The sequence below is a fragment of the Streptomyces sp. NPDC001450 genome, assembly GCF_053597295.1.
On the sequence record NZ_JBSFHY010000064.1, the window covers coordinates 1 to 21,248 of the forward strand.

At 70.9% G+C, this 21,248-nt stretch carries 17 protein-coding genes and 1 rRNA gene; 10 read left to right on the forward strand and 8 right to left on the reverse strand.

The window, feature by feature from the left end; translation table 11 throughout:
• Positions 1–71: ribosomal RNA gene (gene rrf, locus ACWC5O_RS41875) — 5S ribosomal RNA — on the forward strand; the annotation flags it as partial.
• An 88-nt stretch (positions 72–159) separates the two neighbouring features.
• On the opposite strand, the gene ACWC5O_RS41880 is transcribed toward rrf, so the two are convergent.
• From ACWC5O_RS41880 to ACWC5O_RS41900, 5 genes are read right to left on the reverse strand one after another with little or no spacing between them, the layout of a single operon-like run.
• A complete protein-coding gene (locus ACWC5O_RS41880) occupies positions 160–1,470 on the reverse strand; it encodes a DUF58 domain-containing protein (RefSeq protein WP_450580277.1) in 1,311 nt (436 codons plus the stop codon).
• Positions 1,470–2,459 (reverse strand): AAA family ATPase, encoded by a 990-nt coding sequence (locus tag ACWC5O_RS41885; RefSeq protein WP_450580727.1) that lies wholly within the window; start codon positions 2,457–2,459, stop codon positions 1,470–1,472. The genes ACWC5O_RS41880 and ACWC5O_RS41885 overlap by 1 nt, the downstream gene beginning before the upstream one ends.
• Complete coding sequence (locus tag ACWC5O_RS41890; protein WP_450580279.1) at positions 2,459–3,655, reverse strand: DUF4350 domain-containing protein; 1,197 nt, start codon at positions 3,653–3,655, stop codon at positions 2,459–2,461. The genes ACWC5O_RS41885 and ACWC5O_RS41890 overlap by 1 nt, the downstream gene beginning before the upstream one ends.
• Entirely contained in the window at positions 3,652–4,434 is a 783-nt protein-coding gene (locus ACWC5O_RS41895) for a DUF4129 domain-containing protein (RefSeq protein ID WP_450580280.1), read from the reverse strand. The genes ACWC5O_RS41890 and ACWC5O_RS41895 overlap by 4 nt, the downstream gene beginning before the upstream one ends.
• Positions 4,435–4,438: 4 nt before the next feature.
• The gene (locus ACWC5O_RS41900) at positions 4,439–5,806 is read right to left on the reverse strand and encodes a DUF7544 domain-containing protein (protein ID WP_450580281.1); all 1,368 of its coding nucleotides are present in this window, start codon (positions 5,804–5,806) and stop codon (positions 4,439–4,441) included.
• A 140-nt stretch (positions 5,807–5,946) separates the two neighbouring features.
• Between ACWC5O_RS41900 and mtnA the strand changes: the two genes are divergently transcribed.
• The 7 genes from mtnA (at position 5,947) to ACWC5O_RS41935 (ending at position 14,885) form a co-directional block, all read left to right on the forward strand.
• Positions 5,947–7,086 carry an S-methyl-5-thioribose-1-phosphate isomerase gene (gene mtnA, locus ACWC5O_RS41905; protein ID WP_450580282.1) on the forward strand — a complete coding sequence of 380 codons (1,140 nt, stop codon included), beginning with the start codon at positions 5,947–5,949 and terminating at the stop codon, positions 7,084–7,086.
• A gap of 159 nt (positions 7,087–7,245) precedes the next feature.
• A complete protein-coding gene (gene mtrA, locus ACWC5O_RS41910; RefSeq protein ID WP_187279108.1) occupies positions 7,246–7,935 on the forward strand; it encodes a two-component system response regulator MtrA in 690 nt (229 codons plus the stop codon).
• Between the two features lies 1 nt (position 7,936).
• Positions 7,937–10,042, forward strand: coding sequence for an MtrAB system histidine kinase MtrB (gene mtrB, locus ACWC5O_RS41915; protein WP_450580284.1), 2,106 nt, complete (start codon positions 7,937–7,939; stop codon positions 10,040–10,042).
• Entirely contained in the window at positions 10,032–11,876 is a 1,845-nt protein-coding gene (locus tag ACWC5O_RS41920; RefSeq protein ID WP_450580286.1) for an LpqB family beta-propeller domain-containing protein, read from the forward strand. The genes mtrB and ACWC5O_RS41920 overlap by 11 nt, the downstream gene beginning before the upstream one ends.
• A gap of 185 nt (positions 11,877–12,061) precedes the next feature.
• Positions 12,062–12,931, forward strand: a complete 870-nt coding sequence (locus ACWC5O_RS41925; RefSeq protein ID WP_450580288.1) for a ComF family protein — start codon at positions 12,062–12,064, stop codon at positions 12,929–12,931.
• A 313-nt stretch (positions 12,932–13,244) separates the two neighbouring features.
• Positions 13,245–13,934 (forward strand): ribosome hibernation-promoting factor, HPF/YfiA family, encoded by a 690-nt coding sequence (gene hpf, locus ACWC5O_RS41930; protein WP_450580728.1) that lies wholly within the window; start codon positions 13,245–13,247, stop codon positions 13,932–13,934.
• A 204-nt stretch (positions 13,935–14,138) separates the two neighbouring features.
• Positions 14,139–14,885: a response regulator gene (locus ACWC5O_RS41935; RefSeq protein WP_450580290.1), complete on the forward strand. Its 747-nt coding sequence runs from the start codon at positions 14,139–14,141 to the stop codon at positions 14,883–14,885.
• A gap of 3 nt (positions 14,886–14,888) precedes the next feature.
• Here the strand turns inward: ACWC5O_RS41935 and ACWC5O_RS41940 are convergent, their stop codons facing one another.
• The gene (locus ACWC5O_RS41940; RefSeq protein ID WP_450580292.1) at positions 14,889–16,091 is read right to left on the reverse strand and encodes a winged helix-turn-helix domain-containing protein; all 1,203 of its coding nucleotides are present in this window, start codon (positions 16,089–16,091) and stop codon (positions 14,889–14,891) included.
• A gap of 63 nt (positions 16,092–16,154) precedes the next feature.
• Positions 16,155–16,727 (reverse strand): GNAT family N-acetyltransferase, encoded by a 573-nt coding sequence (locus ACWC5O_RS41945; RefSeq protein ID WP_450580294.1) that lies wholly within the window; start codon positions 16,725–16,727, stop codon positions 16,155–16,157.
• A gap of 251 nt (positions 16,728–16,978) precedes the next feature.
• Here ACWC5O_RS41945 and secA point away from each other — a divergent pair, with 251 nt between their 5' ends.
• Positions 16,979–19,792, forward strand: coding sequence for a preprotein translocase subunit SecA (gene secA / locus ACWC5O_RS41950; RefSeq protein WP_450580295.1), 2,814 nt, complete (start codon positions 16,979–16,981; stop codon positions 19,790–19,792).
• Between the two features lie 145 nt (positions 19,793–19,937).
• Here secA and ACWC5O_RS41955 read toward each other — a convergent pair whose 3' ends face one another.
• Positions 19,938–20,423 carry an Rv3235 family protein gene (locus ACWC5O_RS41955; RefSeq protein WP_450580297.1) on the reverse strand — a complete coding sequence of 162 codons (486 nt, stop codon included), beginning with the start codon at positions 20,421–20,423 and terminating at the stop codon, positions 19,938–19,940.
• A 291-nt stretch (positions 20,424–20,714) separates the two neighbouring features.
• On the opposite strand from ACWC5O_RS41955, the gene ACWC5O_RS41960 reads away from it, so the two are divergent.
• Complete coding sequence (locus ACWC5O_RS41960) at positions 20,715–21,227, forward strand: DUF6912 family protein (protein WP_450580299.1); 513 nt, start codon at positions 20,715–20,717, stop codon at positions 21,225–21,227.
• Positions 21,228–21,248 lie beyond the last annotated feature (21 nt).

Consider the following 21,248-nt stretch of genomic DNA (forward strand, 5'->3'; position numbering starts at 1 on the left):
CGGAAGCTAAGCCTCACAGCGCCGATGGTACTGCAGGGGGGACCCTGTGGGAGAGTAGGACGCCGCCGAACAAATATTGAGGAAACCCCCGCATCTTTCGATGCGGGGGTTTTCTGCGTTCAGGGGTCGATTTCCCCCGAAGGGGCGGGCAGCGGCAGATCAGAGCCGGCCTGCCGCCTTCAGAGCGAGATACGCATCAGCCAATGCCGGCGCCAGATCGTCCGGCGTCGCGTCCACGACCGTCACTCCATGCCGACGGAGTTGTTCCGCCGTGCGCTGACGTTCGCTCTGCGCCTGTGCGGCTGCGGCTGCCTCGTACACAGCCTCGGCGTTCCCTCGGGCCTGGGCCATCTGGGCGATGTGGGGGTCGGCCACTGAGGCGACGAGGACTGTGTGGCGCTGGGTGAGCTGGGGGAGTACGGGCAGCAGACCCTGCTCCACCGGTGCCGCATCGAGCGTCGTGAGCAGCACGATCAGGGAGCGTCGAGGAGCCGTGCGAAGAGCAGTCGCCGTGAGGCCGCGGGCGTCGGTTTCGACGAGTTCCGGCTCCAGCGTCGCCATCGCGTTGACCAGGGACGGCAGGACATCACCGGCGGAGCGGCCCTGGACCAGGGCGCGGATCCGGCGGTCGTAGGCCAGCAGGTCCACGCGGTCGCCGGCGCGGGAGGCGAGCGCTGCGAGGAGCAGGGCCGCGTCAAGGGAGGCATCCAGGCGCGGGATGTCGCCCATGCGGCCGGCCGAGGTGCGGCCGGTGTCGACGACCAGGAGGATGTGGCGGTCGCGTTCGGGTCGCCAGGTGCGGACGGCCACTGTGGACTGGCGGGCGGTGGCGCGCCAGTCGATCGAGCGGGTGTCGTCGCCGGGGACGTACTCGCGCAGGCTGTCGAACTCGGTGCCCTCACCGCGGGTCAACACACTGGTACGGCCGTCGAGTTCACGCAATCGGGCGAGTTTCGACGGCAGGTGCTTGCGACTGGTGAACGGGGGCAGGACTCGTACCGTCCAGGGAACCTTGTGGGTGCCCTGGCGGGAGAAGAGACCGAGGGGGCCGTAGGAGCGGATCGTCACGCGGTCGGCCTGGCGGTCGCCGCGGCGGGTCGGGCGCAGCCGGGTTGTCACCCGTCGGCGTTCGCCGGCCGGGACGGTGACGCGGTGGCGCGAGGCCTCGACCTCGGTGCCGGGCTGCCAGCTGCTCGGGGGCCATGCGTCCCGCAGGCGTGCCCGCAGAAGGCGGCCGGTGGGATTCGTGATCGTGAGTGTGACGTCGGCGGTTTCACCGAGACGTGCGGAAGTGTCGCCGGAGCGGGACAGGCCGAGCCGTCGTACGGGTGCCGCGAGCGCGAAGTCGCAGGCGCAGGCCAGGGCCAGGGGACCGTTGACCGCGAGGATGCCCGCCCAGCCGGGTTCCAGGACGCCGACGGGGATCGAGCCGAGGGCCGCGAGAAGGGCGGCGCGTCCGGTGAGCGCCATCAGCGGGGGACCGGGACGTGGGTGAGGATGGCGTTGATGACGGAGTCGGCGGTCACGCCTTCCATCTCGGCTTCGGGGCGCAGCTGGACCCGGTGGCGCAGGGTGGGCAGGGCGAGGGCCTTCACATCGTCGGGGATGACGTAGTCGCGGCCGGTCAGCCAGGCCCAGGCCCGCGAGGTGGCGAGCAGCGCGGTGGCGCCGCGCGGGGAGACGCCGAGCGTGAGGGACGGTGACTCGCGGGTGGCGCGGCAGATGTCCACCACGTAGGCCGTGATCTCGGGGGAGACGGTCGTCTTGGCGACGGCGGTGCGGGCCGCGTCGAGGTCGGCTCGACCGGCGACCGGACGGATGCCGGCGGCGTGCAGGTCGCGCGGGTTGAAGCCCGAGGCGTGGCGGGTGAGGACGTCGATCTCGTCCTGGCGGGAGGGCAGAGGGACCGTCAGCTTGAGGAGGAAACGGTCCAGTTGGGCCTCGGGGAGGGGGTAGGTGCCCTCGTACTCGACCGGGTTCTGGGTCGCGGCCACCAGGAACGGCTCGGGCAGCAGGCGCGGGGTGCCGTCGACCGTGACCTGGCGTTCCTCCATGGCCTCCAGCAGGGAGGACTGGGTCTTCGGCGGGGTGCGGTTGATCTCGTCCGCCAGAAGGAGGTTGGTGAAGACCGGGCCGGGCTGGAAGGAGAACTCGGCGGTGCGCGTGTCGTAGACGAGGGAGCCGGTGACGTCGCTCGGCATCAGGTCGGGGGTGAACTGGACGCGCTTGGTGTCGAGTTCGAGCGCTGATGCGAGTGCGCGGACGAGCAACGTTTTGGCGACTCCGGGGACTCCTTCAAGGAGAACGTGTCCGCGGCAGAGGAGGGCGACGACGAGGCCGGTCACGGCGGGGTCCTGGCCGACCACGGCTTTGGCGATCTCGGCGCGCAGGGCTTCCAGGGAGGCCCGGGCGGCGCCCGAGTCCCCGGTGTTCCCGGCGTTGTCAGTGGTCGGGTCCATCATGGACGGCGTACCTCTCTTTCGAGGGCGTCGAGTTGGTCGGTGAGTGCGATGAGGGCCGCGTCGTCGCCGGGCGGCGGTCCGAAGAGCAGGGAGTGCAGGGCCTGTCCGTCGCCGTTGAGGTGGGCGGACAGGGCGGGGAGCAGGGCTTCGGGCGCGTGCGCCTGGGTGACGGGGACGCCGACGAGGGGGGCGAGGCGCGTGCGGGTGGTGGAGCGGAGAGCGGCGGCCGCGCGGTCGCGGGCGTTGGCCTTGCGGTAGAGGCGGGCGCGGCCTTCGACGGTTTCGGAGGCGCGGATCGCGACGGGGAGTTTCTCGGGGACGAGGGGGCCGAACCGGCGTGCCCGCCAGAAGGCGGCGAGGGCCGCGGCGATGAACAGCTGCAGGGTGCCCCAGAGCCAGCCCGAGGGGAGCAGGTCGAGGAAGCTCTTCCGTTCGCCGGTGTCGGCTGCGGAGGTGTCGGAGAGCGAGGGGAGGTACCAGACCAGATGGGGGCGGGAGCCGAGGAGCTGGAGGGCGAGCGAGGCGTTGCCCTGTTCGTCGAGGCGCTTGTTGAAGAAGATGTCGGGCGCGCCGAGCACGACGGTGTCGCCGTCCCCGGAGGCCGCCGGAAGGCGGAGCAGGGTGGCGAGGCGCTCGCTGGGGTAGCAGGAGTCGGCGTCGAGGTGCGTGGTGGTGTAGCGGATGCCGCCGGTGTCGGCGCTGCCCGCGCGCCGGGCTTCGGGCAGGGTGCAGTCGGGGGTGAGCGTCGAGTCGAAGCTGGTGGCAGGGTCCGCGGTGACCCCGGGGGCGAGTCGCTCGACGGACGAGCTGCCGGCGGCGACGAGGACGGTGCGGCCACCGGAGTCCGCCACGGCCGAGTGCAGCCTGGACTGTTGACGTGGCGTCAGGAGGTCGGGTACTGCGACGAGAAGTGTGGTGTCCGGGCCGGTGGCAGCGCGTGCCTCGTCGAGCGAAGTGACCACGCGGGTGGAGACGCCATGGCCGGCGAGGAGTTCGGCGACGGCGCGGCTGCCGTACGGGTCGGCGGAGCGCGGGTCGAGTTCGCCGTGCCGGGTCTGGGAGCGGACGGCGGCCATCGCTACGGCAGCGATCAGGACCAGTACGACGGCGAGGGCGATGCCCCGCCCGCGAGTCCAGATCTGGCGGGCGGTGGGCGACGCCGAGGTGGTCGGCAGCGTGGCCTCGGCGGTCATTCGGCGGCCCCCTGGCTGGTGTTGTGGGCCGTGCTGGTGGCGCTGTTGGCGAGGACCGGTCGGCTGCGTTCCAGGTCTCGGTCGAGTTCGGCGATGCGCTGGTACGACTGCTCACTCGCCCTGCGTCCGCCGTATGTGACGTCGTCGAACTCCTGGGCGGCGGAGCGCAGTCGGTCCGTGTGCGCGGGGAGAGTGCGGCCGGCCTCGGCGGCGGCTTCGTCTGCGGTGCGGCCGGGCCGGACGTCGAGCAGGGTTCGCTCCTCCAGGGAGCGGACGATGGCCCGCATGCGTTCCTGGACGGCCTGGTTCCAGTGGCCCTGGGCGGCGTGCGCCTCGCTGGCCGCGCGGTGTTCGGCGGCGCTGCGGGGGCGCTCGTCGAACAGGGCTGCGGCGGAGACCGGTTGGCGGCGCGGAGTGCCCAGGCGCCACCACAGGGCGGCCAGCACGGCGACGATGAACAGGACGACGACGAGCAGGCCGAGCGTGCCGCCGGGTGTCGCGGCGGCGGCCGTGCTGAACAGCTTGTCCAGCCAGTCCCAGAAGGCGTTCAGGGCGCGCTGGAGCAGGCTGGGGTCGTTCTCGTGGTACATCCGCTTGGACAGCTCACGGCGCGCTGCCTCCCGTGCGGGATCGCGCGGGATGGTCACGGGCGGCTCGTCGCCCGAGCCGCCTGCCGCCAGGACCATGGTGTGTGCCGCGCCCAGCAGGCCTCGTACGGCCGATCCGGCGGCGCCCGGCAGGGCCGGTGACGCCGTGAGAACTCCCCCCGTCAGGCTCACCGCATCAGCTCCCCGGGACGGGGCCGGGGGCGCCGGTGCCGGAGTCCTGGAGGCCGGCGGCGCGGGCCAGTTCGAGGTCGAGGGCCTCGCGGCGGATGCGCTGGTCGATGTACAGGAGCACGGTGACGCTCGCGTTGATCGGGAGCGTGATCATGGTGCCGATCACCGAACCGATGCCGCTGATGATCAGGAAGCTCCAGCCGGGGCTCTGGGCGTCGGGGGCGAAGAGGCCCGCCATTCCGTCGCCGCTGACGGCGGCCGCGATGAGGGCGAAGGGGATCACGACCAGCGACGAGACGATGTTGGCGATGAGCCCGGCGAGCAGCTGGATGCCGAGGACGCGCCACCAGGAGCCGCGGACCAGCTTCGCGGAGCGGCTCATCGACTTCACGATGCTCTGCCGTTCCAGCATCAGCGCGGGCGAGGCCAGGGAGAAGCGGACCGTCAGCCACACCGCGACGACGACGGCGGCGAGGACGCCCAGGACGACGACCGCGATGCTGGCTCCCTCGTTGCCGCCTGCGACTGCGACGAGGATGCCGGGCAGTGCGCCGCAGAGCAGCACACCGACGGTGATGAGGCCCAGCAGGAGGAGCAGGCCGAACAGCTTCGGCACCTGCGGGCGGGCGTCCCGCCAGGCCTCGCCGGTGCTGACCGGCTTGCCGAGGACGGCGCGGCTGGTGACCGTGGTGAGCAGGGCGGTCGCGACGATGGTGCCGACGACCGTGATCACGGCCACGAGACCGGTGCCGGCCATGACCGCGCCCACGGCCTGGAGTATCTCGCTCGCCGAGGCGCTGCGGTCGTTGAGGGCGCTGGTGGTCTCGCTGTCGTTCAGCAGGAGGCCCTGCAGGAGGATCACGCTCAGCCGGATGAGGACCGAGACGGTGAGCGAGATGCCGAGGACCGTGCGCCAGTAGGTGCGCATGGTGGAGACGGCACCGTCGAGGATCTCGCCGACGCCGAGCGGGCGCAGCGGGATCACGCCGGGCTTGGCAGCGGGCGGGGGGCCGCCCCAGCCGCCCCCCCAGGCTCCGTGGCCGCCGTAGCCGCCGGGAGGACCGCTGTACGAACCGCCTCCGTACCCGCCGGGCTGTCCGCCTCCGTAACCGCCGCCCCAGCCAGGGCCGGGCGGTGGGGGTGGCGGAGCCTGGCCAGGGCTCGGGGGGCCGGTGGGGGCGGACCACTGGCCAGGTGGCGGCTGCTCCTTGGACCACTTCGAGCCTGGGCCCTGCGGGTCTGTGCCAGGCTGCGCGGCCGGCTCGGAGGGGCCGGGGCGGTCGGCGGGCTCGGCGGGGCCGGATGCGCCGGTTTCCCGCTCGTCGGGCGACGGGGCGGATCCGGGCGAGGCCCAGCCCGGAGTGTCTGTCATCGATGCTCCTTCACGGTGCCCGTCCGCGGTCGCGACGGCAGGTTGGCAGACATCGTGCCATGGGGTGGTCATCGCGTGACCGGCCGCGGTAGGGGCTGGGCGCCTTCAATTGTCCGCCGGATCCGGGGCAGACTGACCGCATGGCTGATCAGTACGCGCAAACCGGCGAGGACAAGAGGCCGACCGAGATCCCTGTGCTCCGCTGGGAGGAACCACCCGAAGGTCCTGTACTGGTCCTTCTCGATCAGACGAGGCTGCCCGGCGAAGAGGTCGAGCTGGTGTGCACGGACGCGCCCGCGCTGGTGGAGGCGATCCGTTCGCTCGCCGTGCGCGGTGCACCGCTGCTCGGGATCGCGGGGGCGTACGGCGTCGCGCTCGCCGCCGCGCGGGGCTTCGACGTGGAGGAGGCCGCGCGGGCGCTCGAGGGTGCCCGGCCGACCGCGGTGAACCTCTCCGTCGGGGTGCACAGAGCCGAGTCCGCCTACCGCACGGCGCTCGCGAGCACCGGCGACGCCACCGCGGCGGCGACGGCGGCGCTGACCGCCGCGCGGACGCTGCACCGGGAGGATGCCGAGGCCAGCGCCCGGATGGCCGCTCACGGCCTGGCGCTGCTGGACGAGCTGCTGCCGGGCGGCGGACAGCGGATCCTGACCCACTGCAACAGCGGATCGCTGGTGTCGGGCGGGGAGGGCACGGGGTTCGCGGTGGCTCTCGCAGCGCACCGTGCGGGGCGGCTGCGGCGGCTGTGGGTGGACGAAACGCGTCCGTTGCTGCAAGGCGCTCGCCTGACGGCGTACGAGGCGGCCCGCCACGGCATGGCGTACACCTTGCTCACCGACAACGCGGCCGGTTCGCTGTTCGCGGCGGGTGAGGTGGATGCGGTGGTGATCGGGGCGGACCGGATCGCGGCCGACGGTTCGGTGGCGAACAAGGTGGGGAGCTATCCGCTCGCGGTGCTCGCGCGGTACCACCATGTGCCGTTCATCGTGGTGGCACCGGTGACGACGGTCGACCCGCAGACGCCGGACGGGGCGTCCATAGAGGTCGAGCAGCGCCCCGGATATGAGGTGACCGAGGTCACAGCCACCCAGGTGCCGGTGACGGGAGCAGGAGGCGGGATTCCGGTGGCACCTCTGGGGACCCAGGCGTACAACCCGGCGTTCGACGTGACGCCACCCGAGTTGGTGACGGCGATCGTCACCGAGGAGGGGGCCGTTTCTCCTGTGACGACCGGGGCACTTGCGGAGCTGTGTGCCAGGTCACGCCAGGTCAGGCAATGAGTTCATACAGTGGCGCGCTCCACCTGGACGCCATGAGCTGACATCCGTCACTGACATCGACGTCGGCGGACAGGGGCAGACAGTGACGGCCCCATCCGACTATCGTCACAGGCCAGTGACCTGCCTCACCTGCGCCTCTGTCGTCGTTACGAGAATGGGATGATGTCGTTTATGAAGGGACGAGTCCTTGTCGTCGACGACGACACCGCACTGGCCGAGATGCTCGGCATCGTGCTGCGTGGTGAAGGTTTTGAGCCGTCTTTCGTAGCCGACGGCGACAAGGCGCTGGCCGCTTTCCGTGAGTCCAAGCCCGACCTGGTGCTGCTCGACCTGATGCTGCCCGGCCGGGACGGTATCGAGGTGTGCCGCCTGATCAGGGCGGAGTCCGGGGTGCCGATCGTGATGCTCACGGCCAAGAGCGACACCGTCGACGTCGTCGTGGGCCTGGAGTCGGGCGCCGACGACTACATCGTGAAGCCGTTCAAGCCGAAGGAGCTGGTGGCCCGGATCCGGGCGCGGCTCAGGAGGTCGGAGGAGCCGGCGCCGGAGCAGCTCACCATCGGTGACCTGGTCATCGATGTGGCAGGCCACTCGGTGAAGCGGGACGGGCAGTCGATCGCGCTCACCCCGCTGGAGTTCGACCTGCTGGTCGCGCTGGCCCGCAAGCCGTGGCAGGTGTTCACGCGTGAGGTGCTGCTCGAGCAGGTGTGGGGCTACCGCCACGCAGCTGACACGCGGCTCGTCAACGTGCACGTCCAGCGGCTGCGCTCCAAGGTCGAGAAGGACCCGGAGCGGCCGGAGATCGTGGTGACCGTCCGTGGTGTCGGTTACAAGGCCGGACCGAGCTGACATGTCCGGGGACAGGACCGCTTCGGCTCCCGGCCGGTCCGGGGCCCGTCCGGGGCGGCCTGTCGGCCGGAAGGCGGCGGGTTCGGGCTGGGGACGCTTCTTCGAGGGCGGGCTGCTGCAGGGCGGGGTCCAGGGCAGCCCCGTCGTCCGGCTGTTCATGCGCTGGGTGCGCCGTCCGCTGCTGCCCGTCATGCGGCTGTGGCGGCGCAACATCCAGCTGCGGGTCGTCGCCACGACGCTGCTGATGTCGCTCGGTGTCGTCCTGCTGCTGGGCTTCGTCGTGATCGGGCAGGTACGCAACGGCCTGCTGGACGCGAAGGTGAAGGCGTCACAGAGCCAGGCCACCGGCGGGTTCGCGGTGGCCAAGCAGAAGGCCGACGAGGCCGCCAGCGGCACGGGTACGGGTACTGGCAGCGGTGACGGCACCGAGACGGCCGACGGACGACAGTCGCAGAACGTCATCCCGTGGATGAGCGATCTCGTGGAGTCGCTCGCGAGCGGCGGTGCCGGTGCCTTCGACGTCGTGACGCTCCCTGTGGGTGACGACAGCGGCGGCGGGCGCAGCCCGCGGGGCTCCGGAAAAGTCGACCCTTCCTCCAGCGTGCCCGCCGATCTGCGGGACCGGATCAACAGCAGTACGACGGCCGCCCAGAGCTACACCCGAATCGTCTACTCCAACGGCAAGGAGTCCCAGCCGGCGCTGGTCATCGGCAAGCAGGTCAACGACCCCAACGGCCACCCCTATGAGCTGTACTACCTCTTCCCGCTCACGCAGGAGGAGAAGTCGCTCAGCCTGGTCAAGGGCACGCTGGCAACTGCTGGGCTCTTCGTCGTCGTACTCCTGGGCGCCATCGCCTGGCTGGTGGTGCGGCAGGTCGTCACTCCGGTGCGGATGGCTGCCGGGATCGCGGAGCGGCTGTCCGCCGGGCGGCTGCAGGAGCGGATGAAGGTCACCGGCGAGGACGACATCGCCCGTCTGGGCGAGGCCTTCAACAAGATGGCGCAGAACCTCCAGCTGAAGATCCAGCAGCTGGAGGACCTGTCGCGGATGCAGCGGCGGTTCGTCTCCGACGTGTCGCACGAGCTGCGTACGCCGCTGACGACCGTACGGATGGCCGCCGACGTCATCCACGAGGCTCGCGAGGACTTCGATCCGGTGACCGCGCGGTCGGCCGAGCTTCTTGCCGACCAGCTGGACCGGTTCGAGTCGCTGCTCGCGGACCTGCTGGAGATCAGCCGCTTCGACGCGGGTGCCGCGGCGCTGGAGGCCGAGCCGATAGACCTCAGGGAGGTCGTGCGGCGGGTCGTCGGCGGCGCCGAGCCGCTCGCCGAGCGCAAGGGCACGCACATACGCGTCGTCGGTGACCAGCAGCCCGTCGTCGCCGAGGCCGACGCCCGGCGGGTGGAGCGCGTGCTGCGCAATCTCGTCGTCAACGCCGTCGAGCACGGCGAGGGCAAGGACGTCGTCGTCAAGCTGGCCTCCGCGGGTGGCGCGGTCGCCATCGCGGTGCGTGACTACGGCGTCGGACTCAAGCCGGGCGAGGCGACCCGGGTCTTCAGCCGCTTCTGGCGGGCCGACCCGGCACGCGCCCGTACCACCGGCGGTACGGGCCTCGGGCTGTCGATCGCCCTGGAGGACGCCCGGCTGCACGGCGGCTGGCTGCAGGCCTGGGGCGAGCCGGGCGGCGGCTCGCAGTTCCGGCTGACGCTGCCGCGGACCGCGGACGAACCGCTGCGCGGCTCTCCGATACCGCTGGAACCCAAGGACTCGCGGCGCAACCGTGGGCTCGACGACGCCGGCCTGCCCCGCGGGGGCGAGGAGAAGCGGGCGACCGTTCCGGTGCAGCCGGGCGGCGGCCAGGTGCCGCCGCTGCCCGCGCGCGCCCCGATCGCCCCGCGTCTGGCCTCCGTCACCCCGGCCGCCGACCCGACCGCGCTGCCCGGCAACGGCAACGGCGCGCGCGTGGTTCCCCGGCCCGCCGGGGGCGCACGGCGCCCCGACGACAGACCCGCGGCCGGTCCCGCATCCGACACACACGCGGGCCGTCCGGATCCGGCCGGGCCCAAGGAATCGTCCGAGCCAGGGGAGGCATTTCGTGGGCGCTGACCGCGAGGGGGGCGTCCGGCGCAGGCCGGGACGCGCGGTGGCCTACGCGGCCTGTGGGGCCGTTCTGCTGGCCGGGTGTGCCTCGATGCCCGACAGCGGGGACCTGCGGGACGTCGAGTCCACGCCGCGACAGGACACCGGGGTGCGCGTGTTCGCCATGCCGCCCGCCGAGGACGCCGAGCCCGGCGAGATCATGCAGGGCTTCCTGGAGGCCCTGACCAGCGACGATCCGCAGTACGACACCGCCCGCAAGTACCTGACCGCCGATGCCGCGCGCACCTGGCGGCCGGAGCGGTCGGCCACCGTCCTCGCGAACGGGCCGAGTGCCGTGCCCGGCCAGCAGCATCCCGGCGGCCGGGATGTGACCGACAGCGGCAGCCTCACCTACGTCCTGACCGGCAGTATGGTCGCCACGGTCGGCGCGCAGCAGGCGTACAAGCCCGCCGCCGGGGCCTACAGCGAGAAGGTGCACCTCACCAAGGACGCCAAGAGCGGCCAGTGGCGCATCGACGCGCTGCCCCAGGGCGTCGTGATGGGAAAGTCGGACTTCCAGCGCAACTACACGTCCGTCAACAAGTACTACTTCGCCTCCACCACGACGGTCGGGGCGACCGGACAGCCGGTGGCGGTCGCCGACCCGGTGTTCGTCCGCAGCAAGGTGGACCCGATGACCCAGATCGTGCGGTCGCTGCTGAGCGGGCCGACCAGGTGGCTCGGGCCGGTGGTCAGGTCCAGCTTCCCAACCCATACGGCCCTGCAGGAGGGCGTGTCGGGGCTGACTCCGGACGACCAGAACAGGCTGACGGTGCCGCTGAACTCCAAGGTCTCCCGCGCCGGGTCCGCCAAGTGCACGGAGATGGCGACCCAGTTGCTGTTCACGCTGCGGAACCTGACGCCGACGCTGGAGTCGGTCGAGCTGCAGGGGCCCGGCGGGCACCGGCTGTGCGACCTCACCGAGCAGCGCGCCGAGTCCGCCGCCTGGCACGCCTCGGCCCAGAGCCCCGAGTACCTGTACTTCCTCGACGGCAAGCACCGCCTGGTGCGGCTGCCCACCGCGAGCGCGGGGACCAGCGCCGTTCCGGTGCCGGGCCCGCTGGGGGAGGGTGAGAAGGAGCTGCAGTCGGTCGCCGTCTCGCGGGACGAGCACACCGTGGCCGGAATCGGCGCCGACGGGAAGGCGCTGTACGTGACCTCGCTGGCGTCGGGCGGTTCGCTCGGGGAAGCGGTGGTCAGCAGCCAGGGGGCGACCGCGACCGACCGGCTGACCACGCCGAGTTGGGATGCCCGCGGCGACCTGTGGGTGGCGGACCGCGACCCGCGCCATCCGAAGCTGTACGTCCTCGAGCAGGGCGTCGGCAAGCCGGTGGAGGTCACCATCCCGGACCTGCCCGGACGCATCCTCGACGTGCGGGTGGCCGCCGACGGGGCGCGGGTCGCGCTGGTCGTGGAGAAGGACGACAAGCAGCAGTCCCTGCTCATCGGCCGCATCGAGCGAGACGACAAGTCGGGGGCCCGTCCCGCGGTCCTCGAACTGCGCTCCGCCGCCCCCGATCTGGAGCAGGTCACGACCATGTCCTGGGCCGGGGACAGCCGGCTCGTCGTGGTCGGCCTGGAGCAGGGGGGCGTGCATCAGATGCGGTACGTCCAGGTCGACGGCTCCACCCTGGACGGCCCGGCGCCCGCGGCCCTGTCGGGTGTGAAGGCGATCGCCGCGTCCGAGGACGAACGGGTGCCGCTGGTGGCCTACTCGGAGGACGGGATCGTACGACTGCCGTCCGGGGCTCAGTGGCAGAAGGTGGACAAGGACGGGACAGCACCGGTCTATCCGGGCTGAGAACCCGTCCCACAGGGACGTCTGCCTCGCGTAGACGTCCCCCCTGCGCAGACGCCCGTTCCGCAGGCATGTCCATACGGCCGTCACTCGTGTGGGTGATGGTCGGTGGGCGCTGTTCCGGGCTGTCCACAGGCCGTTTTCCACAGGGGTGGCCGGTCGTCCCGCGCGTTGGCACAGTGGTGGACATGCGGGGGTGGTGGCAGGACCTCACCGACCTGGTGCTTCCGGCCGACTGCGCGGGCTGCGGGGCACCTCGTACGGAGCTGTGTCCGCGGTGCCGCACCGCACTGGGCGGAGCCGCGCCGCGCCGGGTGCGGCCGGTGCCGGAGCCGCCCGGGCTGCCGGTGGTGCACGCGGCGGCACCCTACGCGGGGGAGGTGCGGGCTCTCCTCCTCGCGCACAAGGAGCGCGGAGCGCTGGCGCTCTCGGGGGCCTTGGGAGCGGTCCTGGCGGGGGCTGTGCGGGCGTGTCTCGGGCCGGGTGGGCCCGGTGCAGGGCCCACGGGACGGCGGGGCGCCGGGAGCGTGCTGCTCGTCCCCGTGCCCTCCGCCCGGTGGGCCGTGCGGGCTCGTGGGCACGATCCGGTGCGGCGGATGGCGCTCGCGGCGGCCGGTGAGCTGCGGCGCACCGGAACACCGGCCCGGGTGGCCGCCGTGCTGCGGCAGCGGCGGGCCGTGGCGGACCAGGCGGCGCTCGACGCCCGGCAGCGCCTGGAGAACCTCGCCGGCGCGCTGGAGGTGACGGCGGGCGGGGAGCGGCTGCTCACCGGAGGTCGTGTCGTGGTCGTCGACGACCTGATGACGACAGGCGCGAGCCTCGCGGAGGCGGCGCGGGCCCTGCGGGAGGCGGTCGTATCACGCCGCAATGGGGGAACGGCTGTGTACGAGGCCGGAACTCGGGAAGGAAGGGGGGAACGACGGATCGGAGCACGGCCGGCGAGGGAGAACTGGGTGCATGGTGCACCGGAAATAGTGGCGCCGAACGTCATCGGAGAGGCGCTCCACGCAGCCGTGGTCGCCGCTCCGAGGGATTCTTTTGAAATAAACAGGAACTGAGCACGAACCTGCATCGTTGCAGGTAGCGAGAGCGCCAATTCACCTGAACGGAGGTACGCCGCAGTAGAGGGTGACGACATCCGTCCGGGCGAGATATGTTCGGTTGTGAGGAAAGGCGCAGGCCACACCTCTCATATCCGAATGCTGTGCTGCGGGTTTTCCGCAATCACCCGCAGCTCTGGGGTGGAGATCTTGCCCGTGGGGGAGGAGGAGGTGAAGTCACCGAGTCCGAGGTTCCGGGGCTCGCCGGAACCTGGTGCAAAAGGGAGATGCTCCGCCGATGGAGCGGAGCGATCCGGGAACGGAGTTCTGCGTGGACATCGTCGTCAAGGGCCGCAAGACCGAGGTGCCCGAGCGGTTCCGCAAGCACGTGGCCGAGAAGCTGAACCTGGAGAAGATCCAGAAGCTCGATGGCAAGGTGATCAGCCTCGACGTCGAGGTGTCCAAGGAGCCCAACCCCCGTCAGGCCGACCGGTGCGACCGAGTGGAGATCACGCTCAGGTCCCGCGGTCCGGTGATCCGGGCGGAGGCAGCGGCCAGCGATCCGTACGCGGCACTCGACCTGGCGGCGGAGAAGCTGGATGCCCGGCTGCGCAAGCAGCACGACAAGCGATTCTCGCGCCGCGGCGCACGCCGGATCTCGGCGGCGGAGGTTCCCGACCACGTCCCGGGCGTGGCGACGCTCAACGGCAACGGCCTCCCCGTCCACGAGGACGAGTCGGACGCAGTGCCGACGAAGAAGATCGGCTCGCTGGAGGTCAAGGGCGAAGGTCCCCTGGTCGTCCGCGAGAAGACGCACGTCGCCTCCCCGATGAGCCTCGACCAGGCCCTCTACGAGATGGAACTGGTCGGCCACGACTTCTACTTGTTCGTCGACTCCGAGACCAAGGAACCGAGTGTCGTCTACCGGCGGCACGCCTACGACTACGGCGTCATCCACCTCAGCACGGAAGCGATGGTCGCTGAGGCGCCCCCGGCGGCAGGGGGCACGCTGGGTGGCTGACCCACCCGGACGAAGCTGAGCCGGTGCCCCTGGAAGCGCCTGTGCGCCCCCAGGGGCACCCGTGTGCGACCACTTCGCGCCCCGCTCGTCACCTCGGCGTCGTCCGGGCATGAAATCATGACCGCACCGGCCCAACCGGTGGGCCGCTGCCTTGGGTTGGCGATGGCACAGGACCACAGGCCACAGCCTTCAGGGGGAGGAACGATGGCGGACACCTTCGGACCGATGCGAGGCGATGGCGCGGGCGACGATGTCATCGGCATGGGCCCGGACACGGGCTCTTCGCGTCAGGAGCCGATCAGAGTGCTGGTCGTGGACGACCATGCCCTCTTCCGCCGTGGCCTGGAGATCGTGCTCGCGGCCGAGGAGGACATCCAGGTCGTCGGCGAGGCGGGCGACGGCGCCGAGGCCGTCGACAAGGCCGCGGACCTGCTGCCCGACATCGTGTTGATGGACGTACGCATGCCCAAGCGCGGCGGAATCGAGGCCTGTACCTCCATCAAGGAGGTCGCTCCCAGCGCGAAGATCATCATGCTGACGATCAGCGACGAGGAGGCCGACCTCTACGACGCGATCAAGGCGGGTGCGACCGGATACCTCCTCAAGGAGATCTCCACGGACGAGGTGGCCACCGCCATTCGCGCGGTGGCCGATGGGCAGTCGCAGATCAGCCCGTCCATGGCGTCCAAGCTCCTCACCGAGTTCAAGTCGATGATCCAGCGCACCGACGAGCGCCGGCTGGTGCCCGCGCCGCGGCTGACCGACCGCGAGCTGGAGGTCCTCAAGCTCGTCGCCACCGGGATGAACAACCGGGACATCGCCAAGGAGCTGTTCATCTCCGAGAACACCGTGAAGAACCACGTCCGCAACATCCTGGAGAAGCTGCAACTGCACTCCAGGATGGAAGCGGTGGTCTACGCGATGCGGGAGAAGATCCTCGAAATCCGGTAGCTCCTAGCCGAGAAGGCCGGCGAGTTCTCTGGTGAGGGGCTCGCGGAGCTCGGGTGCGTCCACCCGTTCCACACGGACGTCCGTGCAGTTCACCCAGGTTGCCGCCTCGATGAGGGCCTGTGCCACCGCCGGGACCGCCTTCGGGCCGTCCAGGGTGACCTGCCTGGCCACCAGGGTGTGGCCCTCGCGAGCCGGGTCGACACGCCCGACCAGCAGGCCGCCGGCCAGCACCGGCATCGCGAAGTAGCCGTAGACCCGCTTCGGCTTGGGGACGTAGGCCTCCAGGCGGTGGGTGAAGCCGAAGATCCGCTCCGTGCGCGCCCGCTCCCAGATCAGCGAGTCGAACGGGGACAGCAGCGTGGTGCGGTGACGGCCGCGTGGCGGTGTGGCGAGGGCCGCCGGGTCCGCCCAGGCAGGCCTGCCCCAGCCCTCCACCTCGACCGGCACCAGACCCGAGTCGGCGATCACCGCGTCGACCTGCTCGCCCTTGAGACGGTGGTAGTCCGCGATGTCCGCGCGCGTGCCGACGCCGAGGGACTCGCCGGCCAGCCGGACCAGGCGGCGCACGCACTCGGTGTCGTCCAGCTCGTCGTGCAGCAGCGCCTTCGGGATCGCGCGCTCGGCGAGGTCGTACACCCGCTTCCAGCCGCGGCGCTCGACACACACCACCTCGCCGTACATCAGCGCGCGCTCCACGGCGACCTTGGTGCCCGACCAGTCCCACCAGTCATTGGTCTTCTTCGCGCCGCCCAACTCCGTGGCCGTCAGCGGGCCTTCGGCGCTCAGCTGCTTGATGACCTGGTCGTAGGCGCCGTCGGGAAGCTGGTGGCTCCAGTGCGGGCGGTCGCGGTAGGCGCGGCGGCGGAAGGCGAAGTGCGGCCACTCCTCGACCGGGAGGATGCACGCCGCGTGCGACCAGTACTCGAAGGCATGGCGTGGTGCCGGAGGCGCGCCAGTCGGCGCAGGGTTCCAGTACGCGGACTCGACGGTCTTGCGGCCGACCGCGCCGAGGCGGGCGTACGGGATCAGCTCGTGGGAGCGGGCGAGGACCGAGATCGTGTCGAGCTGGACCGCGCCGAGATGGCGGAGTACCCCACGGACACCGGCCCGCCGGTCGGGCGCGCCGAGGAACCCCTGGGCCCGAAGGGCGATCCGGCGGGCGTCGTCCGCGGTGAGGGTGATGGTGGGGCGCGGCAGGGTCGTCATGCGTCGGACGATAGGGGGTGGCACTGACAGTGCGGGATGACCTGCGGTTTCGTCCGGCCGGGGTCAGGTCCGGGCGGGCAGGTACGGCGCCGTCGACGGCAGGCCCAGGTCCGACGGGAGCAGGGAGCCGAGCCAGCAGTCCCGGCGCACCCCCTTGTTGTTGATGGCCGAGCGCAGCGTGCCCTCGATGGCGAAACCGACGCGCTCCGCCACCGCGCGCGAGGGACCGTTTCCGACCTCCGCGCGCCATTCCAGGCGGTCGACGGACAGCGCGAGGAAGGCCCAGCGGGCGGCGGCGAGGGTGGCCTCGGTGATGTAGCCGCGGCCGCGGTGCTCCTTCACGGCCCAGAACCCGACCTCGCCGACACCCAGCGCGCGCATCGTGATTCCGAGCATCCCCGCCAGCTCCCCTTCGGGGAGGAACACGCCGAACGTGTACATCGAGTCGTTCGCCCAGCCGTCGGGCACCATCTGCCCGGTGAAGCTCTCGGCGTGCTCGCGCAGGTAGGGCGACGGGAACTGGGAGATCCAGCGCTGGAGGTCGGGGTCCTGGGCGGCCGCGTACACCGCCTCGGTGTCGTCAGGGCCGACGGTGCGCAGCACGAGACGGTCGGTGGGGAGAGTGACGGGTTCCATCGGCCGATTCTGCGCGGGCGGCACGTGCCACGCCAGTGCTTTTCGCCGAGTGTGAGCGGGTGATCACAATTCACGCAATTCCTGGTCGCGGGGCGGCACTATCCGTGGGGCCCGCCCGTTGTCCAGGGTGAAGCAGCCGTCGGGCCGCCAGGCCTCCCGGCGTAGCCGGGTCCTCGCATACGATGGCCGTTGCTCAGTACGTCAAAGGAAACCGACCGTCCCAGGCCCGACCGGCAAGGAGACCAGCCCCCGTGTCCGTCCTCTCGAAGATCATGCGTGCAGGCGAAGGCAAGATCCTGCGCAAGCTGCACCGCATCGCGGACCAGGTCAACTCCATCGAAGAGGACTTCGTCGACCTCTCCGACGCCGAGCTGCGTGCTCTCACCGAGGAGTACAAGCAGCGCTACGCCGATGGTGAGAGCCTGGACGACCTGCTCCCCGAGGCGTTCGCCACCGTCCGTGAGGCCGCCAAGCGCGTCCTCGGCCAGCGGCACTACGACGTGCAGCTGATGGGTGGCGCCGCCCTCCACCTCGGCTACGTGGCCGAGATGAAGACCGGTGAGGGCAAGACCCTCGTCGGCACGCTGCCCGCGTATCTGAACGCCCTCTCCGGCGACGGCGTCCACCTGATCACGGTCAACGACTACCTGGCCGAGCGCGACTCCGAGATGATGGGCCGTGTCCACCGGTTCCTCGGCCTGAGCGTCGGCTGCATCCTCGCCAACATGACGCCGGCCCAGCGCCGCGAGCAGTACGAGTGCGACATCACGTACGGCACGAACAACGAGTTCGGCTTCGACTACCTCCGCGACAACATGGCGTGGTCCAAGGACGAGCTCGTCCAGCGCGGCCACAACTTCGCCATCGTCGACGAGGTCGACTCCATCCTGGTCGACGAGGCCCGTACGCCGCTGATCATCTCCGGCCCGGCCGACCAGGCCACCAAGTGGTACGGCGACTTCGCCAAGCTGGTCACGCGCCTGAAGAAGGGCGAGGCGGGCAACCCGCTCAAGGGCATCGAGGAGACCGGCGACTACGACGTCGACGAGAAGAAGCGCACGGTCGCCATCCACGAGAACGGTGTCTCCAAGGTCGAGGACTGGCTGGGCATCGACAACCTCTACGAGTCGGTGAACACCCCGCTCGTGGGGTACCTGAACAACGCCATCAAGGCCAAGGAACTCTTCAAGAAGGACAAGGACTACGTCGTCATCGACGGCGAGGTCATGATCGTCGACGAGCACACCGGCCGTATCCTCGCCGGCCGCCGCTACAACGAGGGCATGCACCAGGCGATCGAGGCGAAGGAAGGGGTGGACATCAAGGACGAGAACCAGACGCTCGCCACGATCACCCTGCAGAACTTCTTCCGCCTCTACGGCAAGCTCTCCGGCATGACCGGTACGGCCATGACCGAGGCCGCCGAGTTCCACCAGATCTACAAGCTCGGTGTGGTCCCGATCCCGACCAACAAGCCGATGATCCGCAAGGACCAGTCCGACCTCATCTACCGCACCGAGGTGGCCAAGTTCGAGGCGGTCGTCGACGACATCGCCGAGAAGCACGAGAAGGGCCAGCCGATTCTCGTCGGCACGACGTCCGTCGAGAAGTCGGAGTACCTGTCCCAGCAGCTCAGCAAGCGCGGCATCCAGCACGAGGTGCTCAACGCCAAGCACCACGAGCGCGAGGCCTCGATCGTCGCCCAGGCCGGCCGCAGGGGCGCCGTGACGGTGGCCACCAACATGGCCGGCCGTGGTACGGACATCAAGCTCGGCGGCAACCCCGAGGACCTCGCGGAGGCGGAGCTGCGCCAGCGCGGCCTCGACCCCGAGGAGCACATCGAGGAGTGGGCGCACGCCCTGCCCGCCGCCCTGGAGAAGGCCGAGCAGGCGGTCAAGGCCGAGAAGGACGAGGTCGAGGACCTCGGCGGGCTGTACGTGCTCGGTACCGAGCGGCACGAGTCGCGGCGTATCGACAACCAGCTGCGCGGTCGTTCCGGCCGTCAGGGCGACCCGGGCGAGTCCCGCTTCTATCTGTCGCTGGGCGACGACCTGATGCGCCTGTTCAAGGCCCAGATGGTCGAGCGCGTGATGGCGATGGCGAACGTGCCGGACGACGTGCCGATCGAGAACAAGATGGTCACGCGTGCGATCGCGTCCGCGCAGTCGCAGGTCGAGCAGCAGAACTTCGAGACGCGTAAGAACGTCCTGAAGTACGACGAGGTGCTCAACCGGCAGCGCGAGGTCATCTATGGCGAGCGCCGCCGCGTCCTGGAGGGCGAGGACCTGCACGAGCAGGTGCAGCACTTCATGAACGACACGATCGACGCGTACGTCGGCGCGGAGACCGCCGAGGGCTTCCCCGAGGACTGGGACCTGGACCGGCTGTGGGGTGCCTTCAAGCAGCTCTACCCGGTGAGGGTCACCATCGAGGAGCTGGAGGAGGCGGCCGGTGACCGTGCCGGTCTGACCGCCGAGTTCATCTCCGAGTCCATCAAGGACGACATCCTCGAGCAGTACGAGGCGCGTGAGGGTCAGCTCGGCTCCGAGATCATGCGTGAGCTGGAGCGGCGGGTCGTGCTGTCGGTCCTCGACCGCAAGTGGCGTGAGCACCTCTACGAGATGGACTACCTCCAGGAGGGCATCGGCCTGCGCGCGATGGCGCAGAAGGACCCGCTGGTCGAGTACCAGCGCGAGGGCTTCGACATGTTCACCGCGATGATGGAGGGCATCAAGGAGGAGTCCGTCGGCTACCTGTTCAACCTGGAGGTCCAGGTCGAGCAGCAGGTCGAGGAGGTCCCGGTCGAGGAGGCCCAGCCGGTGGCTGAGGGCGTCCAGGACACGGTGCCGGCGCAGGCGGGTGCGCGTCCGGAGATCCGGGCCAAGGGGCTGGATGTTCCGCAGCGCCGGGATCTGCACTTCTCCGCGCCTACCGTGGACGGTGAGGGCGGCATCGTGGAGCGCGACCTCGAGGACGACGACGAGCCTGTGCGGTCCGAGTCGGATGGGCTGACGCGGGCGGAGCGGCGTCGGCAGGCGAAGGGTGGGCGGCGCCGCAAGAAGTGAGGTGCGGTGCGTTAGCCGTTGAATGAGGGCCGAGTCTCCTTTGGGGGCTCGGCCCTTCGGCTTGTTGTGCGGCTGCGCGGTGCTGTCTGTGGGGCGTTGTCTCGGTGTCCTGTGCTGTGGTTGGGCGGGGGGTGGCAGGGCCTCGCTAGTCCTCGTTCGTATGGGGCCGGGTTGGGACACCGAGTTCTACCGCTGTGCAGCGCCAGCGGTGGTCTGGGCCCTGTTCGAGGCGGAAGGCCATGGCGCGTCGTTGGTTGCCGGCGGCGATGCGGGCGAAGACCTCGAGGGCGCCGGCTCGGGGGACGTAGTAGCCGATGTCGTCCACGACCGGGCGGGTTCCGTGGGTGCGCAGGGGGCCGCGTTCGGCGAGGCGGGCGAGGTCGTCGTAGGCGCGGCCCGCGGTGTGCCGGAGCATCCAGTGGACGGGGCGCTGACCGCTCAGGACGGCCAGCAGACGGTCGGCGAAGAGGTCGGTGGGGCGCGGCCGCGCCACGGACGTCTGCGGCGTCGTGCGGGCCCTGCTGCGGGCGGGGTTGCGGGGTGGTGCGCTGCCGGGTCGGCGGGAGTCGTGGCGGGTCGGCGGGTGGTGGCGCGGGCGGGGCTGGGGCTTGCGGCTCATCACCTTGTTCATCGGAGTCCCCGTTCGGTCGGCCCGGGTGATACCGGGCGGTAACTCGCTGATGGGGATCTTGTACGAGGGCGGGGACGGCCGTCGCAAGGAAGGCGGGGCGGGTGGTGAGGGGGCGGAAATGTTCACCTATCCGGGTGGTGAGGGCGTGAGGAAGTCCCGTGGTTGAGCGGGGGAACCGGGTGAGGTGTGGGGCCGTGGGTGGACGCGGCCGGGGGTGCGGGTGGGGACTCGAAAGGGGACGGGCGCACGTATCCTGAAGGCCCGTCGGTGACCAGGAAAGAGCGGCCAGCCATGCGCGTCTATGTCCCCCTGACCCTCCCCGGTCTCGCCGAGGCGCACAAGACGGGTGAGCTGGGGACCGGCCCCTTCGTCGCGTACGCCGTCACCCCCGCCCTGCGTGAGTGGTACCTCTCCGACGACATCGAGGAGCTGGAGTACGCGGCGCTCAGCCGCGCCGCGCTGGCTTCGCTGCGCCTGCTGGCGGCCGATCCGGGTGCGGTACGGCGCCGGGTCGTGGTCGCCGTCGACGTGTCCGACGGCGCCGCCACGGCCGACCCGGACCGCGGGCTCGATCCGGCCGCGCTCGGCGAGGTGACGGTGGCCGGGACGGTGGCGCTCGCGAAGGCCGCGGCGGTGCATGTCGACGCCCACGACGCGGAGGCGGACGTGGCCGCGGCGGCGGGGGCGCTGGAGGCGGCCGACGGCGGGGACGAGGACGCGCAGTTCGTCGTGGACGGGGCCGACGATCACGAGCTGCTGTGGTTCGCCACGCAGGAGATCCCCAACCTGGTGGACGGGGTCTGAGCGGGCCTCGGGCCGTCCGCC

Coding starts and splice junctions, on each gene's coding strand:
- ACWC5O_RS41880 (WP_450580277.1), bottom strand. CDS start 1,470: ATGGCGCTCACCGGACGCGCCGCCCTTCTCGCGGCCCTCGGCTCGATC.
- ACWC5O_RS41885 (WP_450580727.1), bottom strand. CDS start 2,459: ATGGACCCGACCACTGACAACGCCGGGAACACCGGGGACTCGGGCGCC.
- ACWC5O_RS41890 (WP_450580279.1), bottom strand. CDS start 3,655: ATGACCGCCGAGGCCACGCTGCCGACCACCTCGGCGTCGCCCACCGCC.
- ACWC5O_RS41900 (WP_450580281.1), bottom strand. CDS start 5,806: ATGACAGACACTCCGGGCTGGGCCTCGCCCGGATCCGCCCCGTCGCCC.
- mtnA (WP_450580282.1), top strand. CDS start 5,947: ATGGCTGATCAGTACGCGCAAACCGGCGAGGACAAGAGGCCGACCGAG.
- mtrA (WP_187279108.1), top strand. CDS start 7,246: ATGATGTCGTTTATGAAGGGACGAGTCCTTGTCGTCGACGACGACACC.
- mtrB (WP_450580284.1), top strand. CDS start 7,937: ATGTCCGGGGACAGGACCGCTTCGGCTCCCGGCCGGTCCGGGGCCCGT.
- ACWC5O_RS41925 (WP_450580288.1), top strand. CDS start 12,062: ATGCGGGGGTGGTGGCAGGACCTCACCGACCTGGTGCTTCCGGCCGAC.
- ACWC5O_RS41935 (WP_450580290.1), top strand. CDS start 14,139: ATGGCGGACACCTTCGGACCGATGCGAGGCGATGGCGCGGGCGACGAT.
- ACWC5O_RS41940 (WP_450580292.1), bottom strand. CDS start 16,091: ATGACGACCCTGCCGCGCCCCACCATCACCCTCACCGCGGACGACGCC.
- ACWC5O_RS41945 (WP_450580294.1), bottom strand. CDS start 16,727: ATGGAACCCGTCACTCTCCCCACCGACCGTCTCGTGCTGCGCACCGTC.
- ACWC5O_RS41955 (WP_450580297.1), bottom strand. CDS start 20,423: ATGAACAAGGTGATGAGCCGCAAGCCCCAGCCCCGCCCGCGCCACCAC.
- ACWC5O_RS41960 (WP_450580299.1), top strand. CDS start 20,715: ATGCGCGTCTATGTCCCCCTGACCCTCCCCGGTCTCGCCGAGGCGCAC.